At 73.3% G+C, this 18,516-nt stretch carries 18 protein-coding genes; 14 read left to right on the forward strand and 4 right to left on the reverse strand.

What is annotated here, in order from left to right; genetic code table 11:
• Window positions 1–297: 297 nt before the first annotated feature.
• From AB0917_RS07940 to AB0917_RS07950, 3 genes are all read left to right on the forward strand, one after another.
• A complete protein-coding gene (locus AB0917_RS07940; RefSeq protein ID WP_366818625.1) occupies window positions 298–1,857 on the forward strand; it encodes an ABC transporter substrate-binding protein in 1,560 nt (519 codons plus the stop codon).
• Between the two features lie 109 nt (window positions 1,858–1,966).
• Window positions 1,967–2,317, forward strand: coding sequence for a YciI family protein (locus tag AB0917_RS07945; protein WP_366818626.1), 351 nt, complete (start codon window positions 1,967–1,969; stop codon window positions 2,315–2,317).
• 5 nt (window positions 2,318–2,322) lie between these two features.
• A complete protein-coding gene (locus AB0917_RS07950) occupies window positions 2,323–3,618 on the forward strand; it encodes a DUF6596 domain-containing protein (RefSeq protein WP_366818627.1) in 1,296 nt (431 codons plus the stop codon).
• Window positions 3,619–3,802: 184 nt separating this feature from the next.
• Here the strand turns inward: AB0917_RS07950 and AB0917_RS07955 are convergent, their stop codons facing one another.
• Window positions 3,803–4,264, reverse strand: a complete 462-nt coding sequence (locus AB0917_RS07955; protein ID WP_366818628.1) for a DUF5707 domain-containing protein — start codon at window positions 4,262–4,264, stop codon at window positions 3,803–3,805.
• 202 nt (window positions 4,265–4,466) lie between these two features.
• Window positions 4,467–4,853: a hypothetical protein gene (locus AB0917_RS07960; protein ID WP_366818629.1), complete on the reverse strand. Its 387-nt coding sequence runs from the start codon at window positions 4,851–4,853 to the stop codon at window positions 4,467–4,469.
• A gap of 379 nt (window positions 4,854–5,232) precedes the next feature.
• Between AB0917_RS07960 and AB0917_RS07965 the strand changes: the two genes are divergently transcribed.
• The 4 genes from AB0917_RS07965 (at window position 5,233) to AB0917_RS07980 (ending at window position 10,126) form a co-directional block, all read left to right on the forward strand.
• Window positions 5,233–6,102: a helix-turn-helix transcriptional regulator gene (locus AB0917_RS07965; protein WP_366818630.1), complete on the forward strand. Its 870-nt coding sequence runs from the start codon at window positions 5,233–5,235 to the stop codon at window positions 6,100–6,102.
• A complete protein-coding gene (locus AB0917_RS07970) occupies window positions 6,077–6,883 on the forward strand; it encodes an SAM-dependent methyltransferase (protein ID WP_366818631.1) in 807 nt (268 codons plus the stop codon). Before AB0917_RS07965 ends, AB0917_RS07970 begins: the two co-directional genes overlap by 26 nt.
• 74 nt (window positions 6,884–6,957) lie before the next feature.
• Entirely contained in the window at window positions 6,958–8,544 is a 1,587-nt protein-coding gene (locus tag AB0917_RS07975) for a helix-turn-helix domain-containing protein (RefSeq protein ID WP_366818632.1), read from the forward strand.
• Window positions 8,545–8,722: 178 nt separating this feature from the next.
• A complete protein-coding gene (locus AB0917_RS07980; protein ID WP_366818633.1) occupies window positions 8,723–10,126 on the forward strand; it encodes a M14 family metallopeptidase in 1,404 nt (467 codons plus the stop codon).
• Window positions 10,127–10,183: 57 nt separating this feature from the next.
• On the opposite strand, the gene AB0917_RS07985 is transcribed toward AB0917_RS07980, so the two are convergent.
• On the reverse strand, window positions 10,184–10,594 hold the full coding sequence (locus tag AB0917_RS07985; protein WP_366818634.1) for a PIN domain-containing protein: 411 nt from the start codon (window positions 10,592–10,594) through the stop codon (window positions 10,184–10,186).
• On the reverse strand, window positions 10,591–10,812 hold the full coding sequence (locus AB0917_RS07990) for a type II toxin-antitoxin system VapB family antitoxin (protein WP_176725502.1): 222 nt from the start codon (window positions 10,810–10,812) through the stop codon (window positions 10,591–10,593). The genes AB0917_RS07985 and AB0917_RS07990 overlap by 4 nt, the downstream gene beginning before the upstream one ends.
• 99 nt (window positions 10,813–10,911) lie before the next feature.
• Between AB0917_RS07990 and glmS the strand changes: the two genes are divergently transcribed.
• From glmS to tsaE, 7 genes are all read left to right on the forward strand, one after another.
• Window positions 10,912–12,759 carry a glutamine--fructose-6-phosphate transaminase (isomerizing) gene (gene glmS / locus AB0917_RS07995; RefSeq protein WP_366818635.1) on the forward strand — a complete coding sequence of 616 codons (1,848 nt, stop codon included), beginning with the start codon at window positions 10,912–10,914 and terminating at the stop codon, window positions 12,757–12,759.
• Window positions 12,760–12,804: 45 nt separating this feature from the next.
• Window positions 12,805–13,173: a holo-ACP synthase gene (locus AB0917_RS08000; RefSeq protein WP_366818636.1), complete on the forward strand. Its 369-nt coding sequence runs from the start codon at window positions 12,805–12,807 to the stop codon at window positions 13,171–13,173.
• A gap of 125 nt (window positions 13,174–13,298) precedes the next feature.
• Window positions 13,299–14,753 (forward strand): NAD(P)H-hydrate dehydratase, encoded by a 1,455-nt coding sequence (locus tag AB0917_RS08005; protein WP_366818637.1) that lies wholly within the window; start codon window positions 13,299–13,301, stop codon window positions 14,751–14,753.
• A 51-nt stretch (window positions 14,754–14,804) separates the two neighbouring features.
• Window positions 14,805–15,185 carry a DUF488 family protein gene (locus AB0917_RS08010; RefSeq protein WP_366818638.1) on the forward strand — a complete coding sequence of 127 codons (381 nt, stop codon included), beginning with the start codon at window positions 14,805–14,807 and terminating at the stop codon, window positions 15,183–15,185.
• 60 nt (window positions 15,186–15,245) lie between these two features.
• Window positions 15,246–16,559: an alanine racemase gene (alr, locus tag AB0917_RS08015; RefSeq protein ID WP_366818639.1), complete on the forward strand. Its 1,314-nt coding sequence runs from the start codon at window positions 15,246–15,248 to the stop codon at window positions 16,557–16,559.
• The gene (locus AB0917_RS08020; protein WP_366818640.1) at window positions 16,556–17,914 is read left to right on the forward strand and encodes an alpha/beta hydrolase; all 1,359 of its coding nucleotides are present in this window, start codon (window positions 16,556–16,558) and stop codon (window positions 17,912–17,914) included. Before alr ends, AB0917_RS08020 begins: the two co-directional genes overlap by 4 nt.
• Entirely contained in the window at window positions 17,883–18,482 is a 600-nt protein-coding gene (gene tsaE / locus AB0917_RS08025) for a tRNA (adenosine(37)-N6)-threonylcarbamoyltransferase complex ATPase subunit type 1 TsaE (protein ID WP_366818641.1), read from the forward strand. The genes AB0917_RS08020 and tsaE overlap by 32 nt, the downstream gene beginning before the upstream one ends.
• The last annotated feature ends 34 nt before the right edge of the window (window positions 18,483–18,516 follow it).

The raw sequence follows: 18,516 nt of genomic DNA on the forward strand, positions 1-18,516 counted from the left end.
CCGGCGCGGACTGAGACGGACTCGCGCTGGTGGGGCTGCGTTCCCTCGCGTCGGATCGACCGCTGGCAGGTCATACCAACGTACGAAGCGCATCCGGCCCTGAATATCCGGAGCGGGCCAATCACCTATACGTATCCCGGTGGCCGCAGGCGGGATCAGTGCCGCGGCGGGCCGAGCGCTGCGGTGATGCCGTATCCGTGATTCCGCCCTACGGATGGAAACCCCCGTGCGCCGCCGTTAGGTTCCAGCGACCGATGGCACAGCACCGGCATTGCCATGCCCATGGACCAAGGGAGCATGAGCACTTTCATGAAACTCACCCGTCTCGGAATCGCGGCAGGGGCCTCTGTGTTTCTGTTCGCCAGTGGGTGTCAGCTGCCGCAGACCGAGACCACGAACGAAAACCCGATCGTCATCGGGACGTCCAGCCGTCTGACCGGACTCGACCCCGCCGGGGTGTACGACAACGGGTCCTGGGCGGTGTTCAACAATATTTACCAGAGTCTCCTCAGCTTCGAGCCGGGATCGCCTGTACCCAAACCCGATGCGGCCGAGTCCTGCAAATTCACCGGCCCCACACTCACCACTTATCAATGCAAAATACGTGACGGTATCAAGTTCTCCAACGGAAACCGCCTCACGGCCAGGGCGGTGAAGTGGTCGTTCGACCGTATTCTGCGTATCCGCGACCCGCTGGGGCCGGCGCCACTGTTCGCCAACCTCGTCTCCGTGGAGGCCCAGGGTTCCCTCGTGACGTTCCACCTCGCGACCGCCGATGCCACGTGGCCGTCGAAGATCGCCACGGGAGCGGGTTCCATCGTCGACCCCGCGGAGTTTCCGCCGAACCGGCTGCGGGCGGAGAAGAGCACCTCGGGATCGGGCCCCTACGTCCTGTCGTCCTACAAGGAGGGGCACTCCATCACCCTCGAACCGAACACCGCGTACAAGGGAGCCGTGTCCACGAGGGGAGTCGCGGTCGAGGTCCGCTACTTCGACACCTCGCAGGGTGTCGAGGAGGCGTGGGACGCCCGGACGGTCGACATCGCCTACGCGGGGCTTCCGGCCGCCACCCTCGCGGAGATCGGCCCCGGCGACGAGGACGTGCGCCTTTCCGTCGGGGGCAGCGCCGAGACGCACTATCTCGTACTCAATCTGAAATCCCCGGACAATCCCCTGGGGAATGTCGCGGCACGAAGAGCCGTCGCCGCCCTCGTCGACCGTGGACATCTGGCGGGCGAGGTTTTCAAGCACACGGTGACGCCGCTGTACTCCATCGTTCCGCAAGGTGTTGCCGGACACAGCACGGCGTTCTTCGACCGATACCCGGAGGCGGACCCCGCATACGCGAAGCGGCGTCTGCGATCCGCCGGTATCACCACACCGGTGCGCATCAAGCTGGGCCACCAGGGCGGTATCGCCGCTGTAGAGGCGAGCGAGCTCAAGCAGCAGTTCGAGAAGGACGGTCTGTTCCGGGTCGAGATCGTCGAGGAGAGCGACTTCACCACTTACCAGAAACGCTGTCTGAAAGGCGAGTTCGACATCCACCTCTACCAGTGGGTACCTGACTTCCCTGACGCGGACACCTTTGTCCAGCCGTTGGTGGGGGCCGGGAACGTTCTCGGTAACGGCTACACGTCGACCGAGGTCGACCACGTCATCAGGGACACCCAGCGGTTCACCGACCGCGGAAAGGCGATGAAGCCGTTCCGGTCGATCCAGGACACCATCGCGAAGGACGCCCCACTGATCCCCGTCTGGCACAAGCAGCGCCAGGTGGTGACGCGCTCGGCGGTCCTGGGCGGGCACCGGCTCGCGGAGGACGCCGTCTGGCGTCTGTGGGAGCTGCGCTGGCTCTGAGTCCGGAAGAACTTCGGGCGGCGTGTCGATCGGGCCCCGGCCCGTTCGTCGTCATCGTGTAAGGCGGCCCGTACGGCGGGCGCGACGCACAGGTGACAGGAGTCGGACCATGAAGTACATGCTGCTGATCCACAGCGGGGACGTCGACGAGCAGGGCGGCGCGCCGCAGTGCACCGTCGAGGACTGGATGGCCTACGACAAGGACGTCCGCGACGCGGGGATCCACGTCTCCGGGGAGTCGCTGGCCGATCTGGTGACCGCGACCACCGTGCGGGTGTCGCCGGCCGGGGAGCGGACCGTGACGGACGGGCCGTTCGCGGAGACGCGGGAGCTGCTGGGCGGGTTCCTCGTCATCGACGTGCCGGACCTCGACACCGCCCTCGACTGGGCCGCCCGCTGTCCCGGTGCGCGGGACGGCGGCTCGGTCGTCGTGCGGCCGGTCGCGGACTTCGGGGGCTGAGAGCGGTGGCGGGCGAGGGCGCGTTTGCGGGGGAGGGGCGTGGCGTCGGGGACGCCCAGGTCGCCGTCGAGGCGGTGTTCCGGGAGGAGCGGGGCCTGTTGCTGGCCTCCCTCGTACGCCGGTTCGGTGATCTCGACCTGGCCGAGGAGGTGACGTCCGAGGCCGTCGAGGCGGCCCTGCGCCACTGGCCGGCCGAGGGCGTCCCCGCCCGGCCCGGGGCCTGGCTGCTGACGACCGCGCGGCGCAGGGCCGTGGACCGGTTGCGGCGGGACCGGGCGTACGCGGCGCGGCTCGCCGTCCTCCAGGCCGACGCGGAACGGGCCGAGGCCGCCGCCCCGGCCGCTGACACGACCGGGATCGGGCAACTGCCGGACGAACGGCTCCAGTTGTTCTTCACCTGCGCCCACCCCGCCCTCGCCGCCGAGGACCGTACCGCCCTCACCCTGCGCTGCCTCGCCGGGCTCACCACCCCTGAGGTGGCGCGGGCCTTCCTCGTACCGACCGCGACCATGGCCCAGCGCATCGTGCGGGCCAAGAAGAAGATCCGCGAGGCCCGGATCCCGTTCCGGGTGCCCGGCCCCGACGAGCTGCCGGAGCGGCTGCCCGGGGTGCTCCAGGTCGTCTACTCGGTCTTCACCGAGGGGTACGCGGCCAGCTCGGGGCCCTGCCTCCAGCGGCTCGACCTGGCCGAGGAGGCGGTCCGGCTGGCCCGGATACTGCGCCGCCTGCTCCCCGCCGAACGGGAGAGCGCCGGGCTCCTCGCCCTGCTGCTCCTCGTCCACGCCCGGCGCGGCGCGCGGACCGGCCCGGAGGGCGAGCCGGTGCTCCTGGAGGACCAGGACCGGGGGCTCTGGGACGGGGCGATGATCGAGGAGGGGCGGGCCCTGGTGGTCCAGGCGCTGACCGGGGGGCCGGCCGGGCCGTACGGGGTGCAGGCCGCCGTCGCCGCCCTGCACGACGAGGCGGCGGACGTGGAGTCCACGGACTGGGCGCAGATCGTGGCCCTGTACGACGTGCTGCTCACCCTCACCCCGTCCCCCGTGGTCGCGGTGAACCGCGCCGTGGCGGTCGCGATGCGGGACGGGCCGGGGGCGGGGCTGGCCCTGCTCGACGCGCTGGGCGGGGAGCCGAGGCTGCGCACGTACCAGCCGTACGCGGTGGCGCGCGGGGACCTGCTGAGCCGCCTGGGGCGGGGCGGGGAGGCGGCTGCGGCGTACCGGGAGGCGCTGGACCTGTCGGGCACGGAGCCGGAGCGGGCCGCGCTGCGGCGGAAGCTGGGGGAGGGGCGGGAAGGCGGGTGACCCTCCCCCAGGGGGCTACGTCACGTCGACATGGTCTCCGGCGGAGGCGACCGCCGGGCTGGTGGACGTGCCGGCGAAGGAGTAGCGGAAGTAGCCGTCCACCGTGGCCTTCGTCGTGGTCCTCACCGTCACCGTAAGCCGTGGGCGTGGCCCACGTGCCGCGCCTTCGTAGCCCCCGCGTCCGTCAGTCCTTGATCGTGAAGCCGGCCGCCTTCGGTGCGAACGTCCTGCCGCCGTCCTTCGCGGAGGCCAGGACCGCCACGTTCCAGGGGCCCTTCGGCGACTCGGCGGCCTCCGCGCCGGTGACCTTCACCTTGTACGTGCAGAGCGCGGCCTTGTCGCCCGAGGGTGCCGGCGGCTCGCAGGTGGCGGACTCCACGTGGACCATGTCCTCCGCGTCCGGGGCGGGCGTCATGCTCTCGGGCCAGGCCAGCACCTTCAGGTTCCGGACGCCGGAGCCGTCCGACACCCGGGCGGTGAAGGTGAGCGAGCCGTCCTTGTCCGCGCGCGGGGCGACGTACTCGACGGAGGCCTCCGTCACCTCGGGCCCGGTGCTCCCGGTCTCCCCGGCGAACGCGTAGGCGCCCGCTCCGGCCAGCAGGGCGGCACCGGCGAGGGCGGAGATGGTGACGACGCGCTTGGACATGAGGGCTCCTCGGTGACGTGATGGCCGGTGAGGTCATCGGTTGATCGTCGTGCTGTGCCCATGGTGGAGCGGCCGGGGTGCCCGGGGCGTGAGTGCGCGTGCTCATTCCTCGTACTCAGTTCCTCGTACCTGAGTGGCGCGAAGGAACCTCCCCTCGCCGTCCTGCCCGCCCTCGGCCTCGCCGCCCCGGCGGGCGGGCGCGTCAGCTCTTCGGGTCGGGGGCGTAGGACAGCTCCAGGGAGACGGGCTCGGTCTGCTGGTCCGAGGCGGTGACATGGGTGGTGTGGCGGGTGAGGCGCAGGCCCATCGCGGCGAGTTCGCCGGGTTCGTGGAGGGCGCAGAGGAGGGCGGCCGCCGCCGGGAGGGTGAGGGGGGTGGTGGAGCTGTGTCCGAGGACGGCGGCGGTGTCGGGGGCGGTGAGGACGGCCTGGTTGGCGTGGGCGAGGACCTTGCCGGGGTCGTCGACGATGAGCTCCTCGACCTGGATGCGCCGGGTGCGGACGCGGAGGTCCGGGGGGCGTCGGTGGAGCTGCCTCGGCGGGGCGAGGGCGGGACGGGGGTCCGGGTCGGTCAGCTTCGGGTGGTTCATGGCGTGGGCTCCGGAGTGCGGGCGTACGGGACCGTCGAGGTCGGGGCGAGGGAGGGGGCCGCGGAGGCCCGGGGACGAGGGCGGAGGCGGCGGGCGGGGAGGGCGCCGGCCGGTCAACTGCGGCCCCAGGGACAGGCGATGATGGTGCGGCGGGCGAGGAGGAAGCTGATCCGGGCGCGTGGGCGAGCGGGGATCGAGGTGGCCAAAAGGGCTCCGCGAGGGGTGCGAGAGGAGGTGGCGACGCTCCGCCGTACTGCGGTCGGTGGAGTCGGACATACTCACCATGAGAGCGGCGCGCGATCGTCGCAAGGTGCGCTGTGTGCACTGTGCGCAGGATGCGTGAAGTGTCGGATGCCGAACTGGAGCAGGAGGAGAAGCCGTGGCACGTGAGCGGTCGGGCCGGACAGTGCAGCACCTGGTCCTGGTGGCGCGTCTGCGGCACCTGCGGGAAGGGGCCGGCCTGTCCGTACCCCAGGCCGCCAAGCGGCTCGGCTGGCACCCCTCGACGCTGCGGAGGCTGGAGCAGGCGCAGACGTCCCTGGACGTGGGGCAGGTGTCCGCTCTGCTCGACCAGTACGGGGCGGGTGTGTCCGAGACCGACGACATCATGGGCCGGTTGAACGCGGCCAACATGCCCGGCTGGTGGCATCCGTGGCGCGATGCGATGGACTCCTGGCTCATGGACCTGATGAGCGTGGAGTCCGCCGCGAGCATCGTGCGCACCTGGGACCCGGCGCTCGTGCCGTTGCTGCTGCGGACCCCGGCCTACGCCATGGCCGTGGACGCCGCCATGCGGCCCGAGCTGGACCCCGCGGTCCGGCGGCGGCGCGCGGATCTGCTGGTGATGCGTCAGCGGCGGCTGCGTGAGCAGCAGGCGCGGGTGTGGGCGGTCCTGCCGGTCACCGCACTGCGCTGCCAGGTCGGCGACGACGAGGTGATGCGCGAACAGCTCGCCGCACTCCAAGTGGCCGCGGAGCGGCGGGATGTGATGCTGCAACTGCATGCCGAGAGCTCACCGCCCCACCCGCTGACCGGAGTTCCGGCGCTGAGTCTGTACCGCGTGGAGATCCGGGAGATCGCGGATCACGTGGTGCGCGAGGGCGGGTTGGCGGGAACGGCGGAGGTGTGGGACAGCGACCCGCCCGTACAGGAATATCAGGCGATGCTGGACGTGTCGTGCGTGATGGCGCTGCGTCCGGACCGAACGAGGGAGGTCTTGCAGGATGAGTACGACAGGGAACGGGGCTGAACTGCCCGCGCAGATCGACACGAGCGTCGCGCACTCCGCGCGCGTGTGGAACTACTGGCTCGGCGGAAAGGACAACTTTCCGGCGGACCGGGCCGCGGGCGACGCCTACCGGGAGAAGTACCCGCTGATCGAGACGTTCGCGAAGGAGTCGCGCGACTTCCTGCGCCGTACGGTGACCTATCTCGCCCGGGATGCCGGGATCAGGCAGTTCCTGGACGTCGGCGCGGGCCTGCCGACGGCGAACAACACCCACGAGGTCGCGCAGCGGATAGCCCCGGAGTCGAAGATCGTCTACGTCGACCACGACCCGCTGGTGCTGCTGCACGTCCACGCGCTGCTGACCAGCAGCGCCGAGGGCGCGACCGCCTACGTGGAGGCGGACATGCGCGACACGGAGGCCGTCCTGGAAGGCGCGGCCCGGACCCTGGACCTGACCCGGCCCGTCGCCCTCGTGATCTCCGACGTGCTGGGGCACATCGTGGACTGGGACGACGCCCTGTCCCTGGTGCGGCGGCTGGTGGAGCGTCTGCCCTCGGGCAGCTACCTCTCCCTGTCCCACTCCACCGCATCGGACGAGGCCCACCGGGCCGTCCAGGACGAGTACAACAGCAGCGGGGCGATCCCGTACATCTTCCGCGAGCCGGAGACCACCATCGCCTTCTTCGACGGGCTGGAGATGGTGGAGCCGGGGATGGTGTCCTGGCCGAACTGGCGGCCCGACGCGAACACCGGCACCACCACCGGCCGGGCCGGGTGGGGGGCCGTCGCCCGCATTCCCTGACCCGTGCCCGTAACTACCGCGCCGCGCACCCGGACCGCAGGTGCGCGGCGCTTCGTCCGCCGAGGGGGCGCGGTATGAGCACCACGCACACGACGGGCTCCGACGCCGCCGGCCCGGGGGACTCCCGCACGGTGCGGGAAGCGGTGGCGGACCGGCTGCTGCGGGCCGCGACGCGCTCCGGTGCGCAGTTGGTCAGCGAGGCCGCCGTTCTCGTCCAGGGGGCGGCGGTGCTGGCCGACCCGATCGCCGGGGCCGTCTACAGCACGCCTGCCACCGCGGCCGCCGACGGCGTACACGCCGCAGCCCATCCGCAGGACCGCCCGCACCACGTGCAGCGCCCGGCGGCCGGGGCCGTCCTCGTCCTGCACCCGGCACCCACCGTGCCCGCCGAACACGTCGGGCTCGTCGCCGCCACCACGGCGGCCCTCCTGGAGGTGCGCGGGCAGCGCGCCGCCGAGCTGCGCGCCGAGCAGATGCGGCTGCACACCACTCTGCTGCGGCTGCTGCTGGCCGGCCACACCACCTCCGTCACGGGCACCATGAGCGCCGGCGGGCTCACGCACGTCACGGTCTACCGGCTCAGCGGCCCCGACGTCCCCACCGCCCACCAGGTCCTCTGGCGGGCCGCGCGCCCGTCCCTGGCCGGGCACGGCGGCGCCTGCGCCCTGATCGGTGAGGTGGACGGCGAACTCCTGGTCGCCGAACTCCACCACGGCAGGGACGACGGGCGGATCCTGCGCCTGGTGTCCCGGGTGAGCGAACGCCACGGCCTCCTCGCGGGCCTGGCCGGACCGCTGCCCCTGGCCGAGATGCCCACCGCTCACGCCGACGCGGCCGCGGCCCGGCACAGCGCCACCCCCGCCCACCGCATCGTGCCCGCCGACGCCGTCGGCACCACCCGGCTCGCCCGCCTGCTCCCTCCCGGCCCGTACACCGCCTGGGCGCGATCCGTGCTGAGCCCGCTGACCCGGGAACACCGGCACCTGCTCCTGGTCCGGCTCCGCACCGGCAGCGCCCCCCGTGCCGCCGCCGCGCTCGGGCTCTCACCCGGCACCGTCCGCACCCGGCTCCGCGGCCTCGCCGCCCTCCTCGGCGCGGACCTGGACGACATCACCGTGCAGGCCCACCTGCTGCTCGCGCTCCGCGCCCCCACTCGGGGCGACGACCATGGCCGGGACCACAGCGACGACGAGGGCCGGAAGGGGAACGGGGGCGGCCGGGAGGAGAGTTGCGGCGGCCAGGGGGTGGGCAGCGGTCAGGAGGGGAGCAGCGGGCACGAGATGAGCACCGGCCAAGAGGTGCGCAGCGGCCAGGACGGTGGCCGGGCCCGTCTGGAGACGCTGCCCGGCGGGATCCTGGACACCGACGCGGCCCGCACCTGGGCCGTCGGACTGGTCGGGGGGCTCGAACCCCACCTGCGGATCGCGCTCGCCTGCTGGCTGCGCCACCACGCCAGAACCGCTCCCGCCGCGACCGAACTGCACGTCCACCGCACCACCCTGACGATCTGGCTCACCCAGTGCGCCGAGCGCCTCGGGCAGAACCTCACCGACGCCACCGTCCGCGCCGAACTCCACCTCGCCCTGGAGGCCACCGCGAAGGACGGGGACGACCCGAGGGCTCTCCCTCGGCGGGGCGGCCGCACCTACCGCCCTGCGTGAGCACCCGCACCGCGCGCCACCGCGAGCAGCTCCAAGGCCGGCCGGCCAGGTCGCTGTCCGTCCTCGGGGGAGAGTGGCCGGAACCTGTGTCTTGACCCGGTCATGACATGGATCCATCCTGTGCCCGTCGCACAGCTCCACCCCCCCACACCCCCCACGGACTCAGGAGACTGCCAGCATGCGACTTGCCAACGCACGGACCCCCCGGCCGGAACCCCGGCCGAAGCGGGCCAGGGCACAGGCCGGGACGAAGGCCGGGACGAAAGCCGTACGGAACGCCACCCTCGCCGTCCTGCTCGCCCTCACCCTCGCCGCCCCGGCCACCGCCGTCGCCACCGCCGAGACCTCCGCCCCGGACGCGGCCGTCGCCGCGGACGAGCGGACGCTCCAGTACGAGATCACCGGGCGCACCACCCCCGCCGCCCGCACCGAGATCGCCCGCGCGGGCGTCTCGATCGACGAGGTGCACGGACACGGCATCGTGATCACCGCGGACGCCGCCCAGGCCAGGAAGCTCCGGGCCGGGGGCCACGTCCTGGAGGCGCTGCCCGCCCCCGACACCCCTGCGCACGGGCCGGACGGCGTCGGTGCGCGCGACTTCCCGCCGGCCGACTCCGACTACCACAACTACGCCGAGATGACCGAGGCGATCGACGCGTACATCGCGGCCAACCCCTCGATCATGAGCAAGCGTGTCATCGGGAAGAGCTACGAGGGCCGGGACATCGTCGCGATCAAGGTCAGCGACAACGTCGGCACCGACGAGGCGGAGCCCGAGGTCCTGTTCACCGCCCACCAGCACGCCCGCGAGCACCTGACCGTCGAGATGGCGCTCTACCTGCTCCGCGAGTTCGCCGACGGGTACGGGAGCGACCCCCGGATCACCCAGGCGGTCGACGGCCGCGAGCTGTGGATCGTCCCGGACATGAACCCGGACGGCGGTGAGTACGACATCGCCACCGGCTCGTACCGCAGCTGGCGCAAGAACCGGCAGCCCAACTCCGGCTCCAGCGCCGTGGGCACCGACCTCAACCGCAACTGGGACTACCAGTGGGGCTGCTGCGGCGGCTCCTCCTCCAGCCCCTCGTCGGAGACCTACCGTGGCGCGGCCGCCGAGTCCGCGCCCGAGACGAAGGTCGTGGCGGACTTCGTGCGCAGCCGGGTGGTCGGCGGCAAGCAGCAGATCACGGCCGCCATCGACTTCCACACGTACGGCGAGCTGGTGCTCTGGCCGTACGGCTACACCTACGACGACACGGCCCCCGGCCTGACGGCCGACGACCGCGACGCGTTCGCCGCGGTGGGCCGCGAGATGGCGGCGAGCAACGGGTACACCGCCCAGCAGTCCAGCGACCTCTACATCACCGACGGCTCGATCGACGACTGGCTGTGGGGCTCGCAGAAGATCTTCGGCTACACCTTCGAGATGTACCCGCGCTCGTCCTCGGGCGGCGGCTTCTACCCGCCCGACGAGATCATCGAGCGCGAGACCTCCCGCAACCGGGAGGCGGTGCTCCAGCTGATCGAGAACGCGGACTGCATGTACCGGTCGATCGGCAAGGAGGAGCAGTACTGCTCCTGACGGGCTGAGACCGACCCCGCTCCGGTGCGGGCCCCGGGCCGCGCCCGCACCGGAGTGTCAGGCCACGTCGTGAACGCTGTGCTCGCCGAGGTCCGGGGCGTGCCGGGCGACCGTGCGGTAGTCGAGGTCGTCATGGAGCACCGTCAGGCCGTGGTGGGCCGCCGTGGCGGCGATGACGAGGTCCACGGCGGAGGCGCTGCGGTGCTGCCCGGCGCGGGCCATGCGGTGCTGGACCGAGGTGATCCACCGTCCCGCGCTCTTCGGTACGGAGACGTCCGGGTAGAGGTCGGTGAACATCTCCACGATCTCGTCGTACTCGCGCGCGTTCCGGGCGCCGTACAGGAATTCCGCCCGCTGCGGGTAGCAGGAGGCGACCGCTCCGGCCTCGATCGCATCGGACCACGCCGATTGCAGGGCGGTGTCCGAGAGCAGCCGTACGAGCCCCGACGTGTCGAGCAGGTAGATCACCGACCGTCCTTCTCCGCCCGGTGCCGCCGCTCGGCGTCCTCGACCGCGCCCCAGTCGCGCGCGCGCTCGAAGTGGCGGCTGATCCGCGCCGCGCGCTCCTGCTGCTCCGCGTAGAAGCGGAGGGCGAGGTTCACGGTCTCCTTCTTCGTCCGGGCCTTGGAGAGGGCCATCGCCCGCTCCAGGGCTTCGTCGTCTATGTCGATCTGGGTCACCGACATGCCCGGCCGCCTTTCGTGTGAGTCATGTGGGTCATGTACAGAGAATTGTATGCGACCAACATTCCTCCCGCGAGGCGCTCGCGGCCTTATGGTGCCGCTATGTGCGGAATCGTGGGTTATGTCGGTGGGCAGTCGGCGCAGGACGTCGTCGTCGCAGGACTCAAGCGCCTCGAATACCGGGGCTACGACTCGGCGGGTGTCGCCGTTCTCGCGGACGGCGGGCTCGCCGCCGCGAAGAAGGCGGGCAAGCTCGTCAATCTGGAGAAGGAGCTGGGGGCCCGGCCGCTGCCGGCCGGGCGGACCGGGATCGGGCACACGCGGTGGGCGACGCACGGGGCGCCCAACGACGTGAACGCCCACCCCCACCTGGACAACGCGGGCCGGGTCGCCGTCGTGCACAACGGGATCATCGAGAACTTCGCGGCCCTGCGGCGCGAGCTGACCGGGCGCGGGCACGCCCTGGAGTCGGAGACGGACACCGAGGTCGTCGCCCACCTGCTGGCCGAGGCGTTCTCGGCGGGCGGGGACCTCGCGGACGCCATGCGGCAGGTGTGCCGGCGACTGGAAGGGGCGTTCACCCTGGTGGCCGTGCACGCGGACCAGCCGGGCGTGGTGGTCGGCGCCCGGCGCAACTCGCCGCTCGTCGTGGGCGTCGGCCAGGACGAGTGGTTCCTCGCCTCCGACGTCGCCGCCTTCATCGCCCACACCCGCTCCGCCATCGAGCTGGGCCAGGACCAGGTCGTCGAGCTGAGCCGCGAGGGCGTCACCGTCACCGGGTTCGACGGGGACCTCGCCGAGGTGCGCGAGTACCACGTCGACTGGGACGCCTCCGCCGCGGAGAAGGGCGGGTACGCCTCCTTCATGCTCAAGGAGATCGCCGACCAGCCCCAGGCCGTCGCCGACACCCTCCTCGGCCGGATCGACGGCGAGGGCTCCCTCCACCTCGACGAGGTGCGCATCCCGGACGCCGAGCTGCGCGAGGTCGACAAGGTCGTCATCGTCGCCTGCGGGACCGCCTTCCACGCCGGGATGATCGCCAAGTACGCCATCGAGCACTGGACCCGGCTGCCCTGCGAGACCGAGCTGGCCAGCGAGTTCCGCTACCGGGACCCGATCCTGGACCAGCGCACCCTCGTCGTCGCCATCTCCCAGTCCGGCGAGACCATGGACACCCTGATGGCCCTGCGGCACGCCCGCGAACAGGGCGCCAAGGTGCTCGCCATCTGCAACACCAACGGCTCGACCATCCCCCGCGAATCCGACGCCGTGCTCTACACCCACGCCGGACCCGAGGTCGCCGTCGCCTCCACCAAGGCCTTCCTCACCCAGCTCGTCGCCTGCTACCTCGTCGCCCTGTACCTGGGCCAGTTGCGGGGCACCAAGTGGGGCGACGAGATCCGTACGGTGGTGCGCCAGCTCTCCGCGATCTCCGGCGAGGTCGAACGCGTCCTGACGACCATGGAGCCCGTCCGCGAGCTGGCCCGCTCCCTCGCCCACCACGACACCGTGCTCTTCCTCGGGCGCCACGTCGGCTACCCGGTCGCCCTCGAAGGCGCGCTCAAGCTCAAGGAGCTCGCCTACATGCACGCCGAGGGGTTCGCGGCCGGGGAGCTCAAGCACGGGCCGATCGCGCTGATCGACGAGGGGCTGCCGGTCGTCGTCATCGTGCCGTCCCCGCGCGGCCGTTCCGTGCTCCACGACAAGATCGTGTCGAACATCCAGGAGATCCGGGCCCGGGGCGCACGCACCATCGTCGTCGCCGAGGAGGGCGACGAGGCCGTCGTCCCGTACGCGGACCATCTCATCACCGTCCCCGCAACGCCTACGCTGCTTCAGCCGCTGGTCGCCACCGTGCCGCTCCAGGTCTTCGCCTGCGAGCTGGCGACGGCCCGTGGCAACGAAGTGGACCAGCCGCGCAATCTGGCGAAGTCCGTGACCGTGGAGTGAGCCGGGGCGCGCGTCCCGGGTGATGGGGATGGCGAGGGTGGGTTCGTGATCATCGGGGTCGGGATCGACGTGGCCGAGATCGAGCGGTTCGGCGCCGCGCTGGAGCGTACGCCCCAGCTGGCCGACCGTCTCTTCGTCGAGAGTGAGCTGACACTGCCCAGCGGCGAGCGGCGCGGTATCGCCTCGCTCGCCGCCCGGTTCGCCGCGAAGGAGGCCCTGGCCAAGGCGCTCGGGGCGCCGAGCGGGCTGCTGTGGAGCGACGCGGAGGTCTGGGTGGAGGAGAGCGGACAGCCTCGCCTGCGCGTACGCGGCACGGTCGCCGCCCGCGCGGCCGCACTGGGCGTGCGCGGCTGGCACGTCTCGCTCAGCCATGACGCGGGGGTGGCGTCGGCGGTGGTGATCGCGGAGGGGTAGGGGCGAGGCCTGGCCCCTCGGTGAGAGGGGCGGGGGCGGCCTCCGCCGGCGTGAGCGGGGGAGGCGCCCCCCACCCGCTCCACCGGGGGTGGCGTCCCCCGGCGTGATCGCGGAGGGTTGGTCCCATGCGACGTGCCTACAGCGTGGAGACCGTACGGGCCGCAGAGGCCGCCCTCATGAAGCGGGTGCCCGAAGGCGCCCTGATGCAGCGTGCCGCCGCCGGCCTCGCCGTGGCCTGCGGCGATCTGCTGCGGCGCAACGGCCGGGTGTACGGGTCCCGGGTCCTGCTCCTGGTCGGCGGCGGCGACAACGGCGGCGACGCCCTGTACGCCGGCGCGCGCCTCGCCCGCCGGGGCGCCTCAGTGCGCGCCCTCCTCCTTACGCCCGACCGGGCGCACGCGGGCGGCCTCGCCGTGTTCCTGGCCGCCGGGGGGCGGGTGGCCGAAGGCCCTGACGGGCTCGGCGCCCTGGACCTCGTCGTGGACGGCATCACCGGGATCGGCGGGCGCGGCGGGCTGCGCGAGGACGCCGTCGCGCTGCTGCGGGCGGTGACCCGGGACCGGGACCGTACGCCCGTCGTCGCCGTCGACCTGCCCAGCGGGGTCGAGGCCGACAGCGGGGAGGTGCACGGCGAGGCCGTACGTGCCGATGCGACCGTCACCTTCGGCACGTACAAGCCGGGCCTCCTCGTCGACCCGGCCGCCGAACACGCGGGCGCCCTGCGGCTGGTGGACATCGGGCTCGGCCCGGAGCTGCCGGACCCGCCGGACCTGGAGGCGCTCCAGTACGCGGACGTGTCGGCGCTGCTGCCGGTGCCCGGGGCTTCGAGCGACAAGTACAGCCGGGGGGTCGTCGGCGTCGCCGCCGGTTCCGAGCGCTACCCGGGCGCGGCGGTCCTCGCGGTCGCGGGCGCCCTGCGCGGCGGGGCGGGGGCCGTGCGGTACGTCGGGCCCGGCGCGGACGCGGTGATCGCCCGCTTCCCGGAGACCCTGGTGCACGCCGGACCGCCGTCGAAGGCCGGACGCGTCCAGGCCTGGGTGATCGGGCCCGGCCTCGGGGACGGCAGGTGGGCGGAGGAGGCCGTCGCCGACGTGCTCGGCGCCGACGTCCCCGTACTGGTCGACGCGGACGGGCTGCGGCTGCTGGAGCCGGAGACCGTACGGACCCGGACCGCCGCCACCGTCCTGACCCCGCACGCGGGGGAGGCCGCCGCCCTGCTGGGCGTGGCGCGCGAGGAGGTGGAGGCCGGGCGGCTCGCCGCCGTACGGGAGCTGGCCGCCCGCTACCGCGCCACCGTGCTCCTCAAGGGCTCCACGACCCTGGTCGCGGAGGCCCGGGACACCCCCGTACGGGTCAACCCGACCGGCACGGGCTGGCTGGCCACGGCGGGCAGCGGCGATGTGCTGTCCGGGCTGACCGGGTCGCTGCTGGCGGCCGGGCTCGCCCCGCGCGACGCCGCGTCCGTCGGCGCGTACCTGCACGGGCTCGCCGCCCGGCACGGCTCCGGCGGGGCCCCGGTCTCCGCGCAGGACGTCGCGGACGCCGTCCCGGCGGTCTGGCGCGACGTGCGGGCGGGCTGAACCGGGGAGAGGGTGGGGGCCCGGTCCGTACAAGGGAAGGCGGTCGACACGGTGAGCGAACCCGTACGCGTACGCAGGGTCTACGACCCGCCCGAGGACGGCGACGGCACCCGCGTCCTCGTCGACCGGCTCTGGCCGCGCGGCGTCTCCAAGGAGCGGGCCGCGATCGACGTGTGGCTGAAAGACGTCACCCCGTCGGACGAACTGCGCTCCTGGTACCACCAGGACCGCTCCGGCGCCCGGCACGACACCTTCGTCGACCGCTACCGCACCGAACTCGACGACCCGGCCCACACCGAGGCCGTCGACCGGCTGGTCGGGCTGGTGCGCGAGGGCGGTCCCGTCACGCTGATCACCGCCGTCAAGGATGTGGCCGACAGCCATGTGCCGGTCCTGGTCGACCACCTCGACCATGTGATGAAACGTACATAGGTGTGGATACCGGTGTGCACTGCCGGGGAGGTGGCGGGCGCCTCTGAGAGACTGGGCGCGATGAACGAGACAGCGTCCCTGAGAGCCCGTGCCGAGATCGACCTCGCCGCGCTGCGCGCCAACGTGCGTGTTCTGCGCGAGCGTGCGGCCGGGGCGCAGCTCATGGCCGTGGTGAAGTCCGACGGGTACGGGCACGGGGCCGTGCCCTGCGCGCGGGCCGCGCGGGAGGCCGGGGCCACCTGGCTCGGCACCGCGACCCCGCACGAGGCGCTCGCCCTGCGGGCCGCCGGGCTCGACGGCCGGATCATGTGCTGGCTCTGGACGCCGGGCGGCCCCTGGCGCGAGGCGATCGAGGCCGACATCGACGTGTCGGTCAGTGCCCTGTGGGCGCTGCGCGAGGTCGTCGCGGCAGCCGCCGGCGCCGACCGCCCGGCCCGCGTCCAGCTCAAGGCCGACACCGGCCTCGGCCGCAACGGCTGCCAGCCCGCCGACTGGCCCGAACTCGTCGCCGAGGCCCGCGCCGCCGAGCGGACGGGGGTCCTCCGGATCGCCGGCCTCTGGTCCCACTTCGCCTGCGCCGACGAGCCCGGCCACCCCTCGATCGCCGCCCAGCTCTCCGCCTTCCGGGACATGGTCGCGTACGCCGAGAAGGAGGGCGTCGAGCCCGAGGTGCGCCACCTGGCCAACTCCCCGGCCACGCTCACGATCCCCGAGGCCCACTTCGACCTCGTACGGACCGGCATCGCGATGTACGGCATCTCGCCCGCCCCCGAGCTGGGCACCCCCGCCGAGCTGGGGCTGCGCCCGGTGATGACGCTCGCCGCCGCCGTCGCCCTGGTCAAGGACGTCCCGGCCGGACACGGCGTCAGCTACGGCCACCACTACGCCACCCCCGCCGGGACGACGCTCGGCCTGATCCCCGTCGGCTACGCGGACGGCATCCCGCGCCACGCCTCGGGCAGGGGGCCCGTCCTGGTCGGCGGCGCGGTGCGTACGGCGGCGGGCCGCGTCGCGATGGACCAGTTCGTCGTCGACCTCGGCGGCGACCGGCCCGAACCGGGCGCGGAGGCCGTGCTGTTCGGTCCGGGCGACCGGGGCGAGCCGAGCGTGGAGGACTGGGCGGTGGCCGCCGGCACGATCGGGTACGAGATCGTCACCCGGATCGGGAGCCGGGTACCGAGGGTGTACGTGAACGAGACGGCGGGGCCGGGCGATCCGGCGGGTCCGAGTGCGGCGGCGGGCCCCGCCGGTCCGGGGGCTCCGGCAGGTGCGGCCGACCCGGGCGCTCCGGCGGGTCCGAGTGCGCCGGCAGGCGCGGCCGGTCCGGGGGCTTCGGCGGGTGCGGCCGGTCCGAGCGGGGGCGCGGCACGGTGAGCGAGAGCGGTGCGGGGGCGGGGGACGTCGTGGCGGCCGCCGCGACGACGGCGGCGGGCTGGCGCCGGGCGGGCGTCGCCGGGGCCGCGATAGGAGTGCTCGCCGCGGGCGCGGCGGCCGGGGTCGCCGTCGAGCGGCTCACCGTCGGGCGCGGCATGCGCAAGAAGGCCCGCCTCGCGCTGGACGCGACCGGCCCCTACGGCTCGCTGCGCGGGACACCGGGCCGGGCGGTCGCCGACGACGGGACCGAGCTGTACTACGAGGTCGACGAGGTCGACGAGTTCGAGCCGGGACAGCCCGGGAATCCGGGCCAGCCGGACCAGGCCGGGCAATCCGGCCAGCCGAACCAGCCAGGCCAGCCGGCGGACGGGCCCGAGTCCCCGGGAGACGCCACCGCCCGGACGTCGCCCGCCGGAGCCGATGCCCCCGCCCCCCGCCGCCGCCGGCTCTTCGGGCGCAAGCCCCCCGCCCCCGTCACCGTCGTCTTCAGCCACGGCTACTGCCTCGGCCAGGACTCCTGGCACTTCCAGCGCGCCGCTCTGCGCGGCCTCGTACGCACCGTCCACTGGGACCAGCGCAGCCACGGCCGCTCCGAGCGCGGGCGGGCCCAGGCGGACGGGGTGGCCCTCGGTATCGACCAGCTCGGGCGCGACCTCAAGGCCGTCATCGACGCGGCGGCCCCCGAGGGGCGGATCGTGCTCGTCGGCCACTCCATGGGCGGCATGACGATGATGGCGCTGGCCGACCAGTACCCGGACCTGATCCGCGACCGGGTCGTGGCCGTGGCGTTCGTCGGCACCTCCAGCGGCAAGCTCGGCGAGGTCAACTTCGGGCTGCCGGTGGCCGGCGTCAGGGCGGTGCGCCGGGTGCTGCCGGGGGTGCTGAGGGCGCTGGGTACGCAGGCGGAGCTGGTGGAGAAGGGGCGCCGGGCCACGGCGGACCTCTTCGCCGGGCTCATCAAGCGGTACTCGTTCAGCTCGCGGGACGTGGACCCGGCCGTCGCCCGGTTCGCGGAGCGGCTGATCGAGTCGACCCCGATCGACGTGGTCGCCGAGTTCTACCCGGCCTTCACCGAGCACGACGAGAGCGGCGCGCTGCCCGCCTTCCGGGACGTGCCCGTGCTGATCCTGGCCGGGGAGAAGGATCTGGTCACCCCCAGCTCGCACAGCGAGGCCATCGCCGACGTACTGCCGGAGGCGGAGCTGACCCTGGTGCCGGACGCCGGGCACCTGGTGATGCTGGAGCACCCGGAGACGGTCACCGACCGGCTGGCCGACCTGCTCGTACGCGGTGGAGCGGTGGCTGCCGCTAACGTTGGCGAGCATGGAAGCACCGCACAGCAGCCCGGCCGCTGAGACCACGCAGGGACCCTCCGGAGGCACCCCCGAGGGCATCCCCGAGGCCGCCACCGGCACCCCCGAGGCCGCCACCGGCCTCCCCGAAGCCGTCACCGTGACGATCACCGTCGAGTCGCCCGAACAGATGCAGGACCTGGGCCGACGCCTCGCGCGAGTCCTCGCCCCCGGCGACCTGGTCATGCTCACGGGTGAGCTGGGCGCCGGGAAGACGACGCTGACCCGGGGGCTCGGCGAGGGTCTCGGGGTGCGCGGCGCGGTCACCTCGCCCACCTTCGTCATCGCCCGCGTCCACCCGCCGCTGGGCGCCGGTCCCGCCCTGGTCCACGTCGACGCGTACCGCCTGGGCGGCGGGCTCGACAAGATGGAGGACCTGGACCTCGACGTGTCGCTGCCGGAGTCGGTGGTGGTCGTGGAGTGGGGCGACGGCAAGGTGGAGGAGCTCTCCGAGGACCGGCTGCGGGTGCTCATCGACCGCGCGACCGGCGACACGGACGACGACCGGCGCGAGGTGACCCTGGTGGGCATCGGCCCGCGCTGGGCGGGGCTGCGGGCGGACCTGGCGTAACCGGAGGCGTGAAGCGGAGGCGTGAAGCGGGGGT

It is taken from the genome of Streptomyces sp. NPDC007346 (assembly GCF_040703535.1).
Lineage (GTDB): Bacteria > Actinomycetota > Actinomycetes > Streptomycetales > Streptomycetaceae > Streptomyces.

Excerpts from the sequence above, each read along its gene's own strand:
- AB0917_RS07945 (WP_366818626.1), top strand. The coding sequence starts at position 1,967 with ATGAAGTACATGCTGCTGATCCACAGCGGGGACGTCGACGAGCAGGGC.
- AB0917_RS07990 (WP_176725502.1), bottom strand. The coding sequence starts at position 10,812 with ATGTCGGTGACCCAGATCGACATAGACGACGAAGCCCTGGAGCGGGCG.
- AB0917_RS07955 (WP_366818628.1), bottom strand. The coding sequence starts at position 4,264 with ATGTCCAAGCGCGTCGTCACCATCTCCGCCCTCGCCGGTGCCGCCCTG.
- glmS (WP_366818635.1), top strand. The coding sequence starts at position 10,912 with ATGTGCGGAATCGTGGGTTATGTCGGTGGGCAGTCGGCGCAGGACGTC.
- alr (WP_366818639.1), top strand. The coding sequence starts at position 15,246 with ATGAACGAGACAGCGTCCCTGAGAGCCCGTGCCGAGATCGACCTCGCC.
- tsaE (WP_366818641.1), top strand. The coding sequence starts at position 17,883 with ATGGAAGCACCGCACAGCAGCCCGGCCGCTGAGACCACGCAGGGACCC.
- AB0917_RS07960 (WP_366818629.1), bottom strand. The coding sequence starts at position 4,853 with ATGAACCACCCGAAGCTGACCGACCCGGACCCCCGTCCCGCCCTCGCC.
- AB0917_RS07970 (WP_366818631.1), top strand. The coding sequence starts at position 6,077 with ATGAGTACGACAGGGAACGGGGCTGAACTGCCCGCGCAGATCGACACG.
- AB0917_RS08005 (WP_366818637.1), top strand. The coding sequence starts at position 13,299 with ATGCGACGTGCCTACAGCGTGGAGACCGTACGGGCCGCAGAGGCCGCC.
- AB0917_RS07940 (WP_366818625.1), top strand. The coding sequence starts at position 298 with ATGAGCACTTTCATGAAACTCACCCGTCTCGGAATCGCGGCAGGGGCC.
- AB0917_RS07975 (WP_366818632.1), top strand. The coding sequence starts at position 6,958 with ATGAGCACCACGCACACGACGGGCTCCGACGCCGCCGGCCCGGGGGAC.
- AB0917_RS07980 (WP_366818633.1), top strand. The coding sequence starts at position 8,723 with ATGCGACTTGCCAACGCACGGACCCCCCGGCCGGAACCCCGGCCGAAG.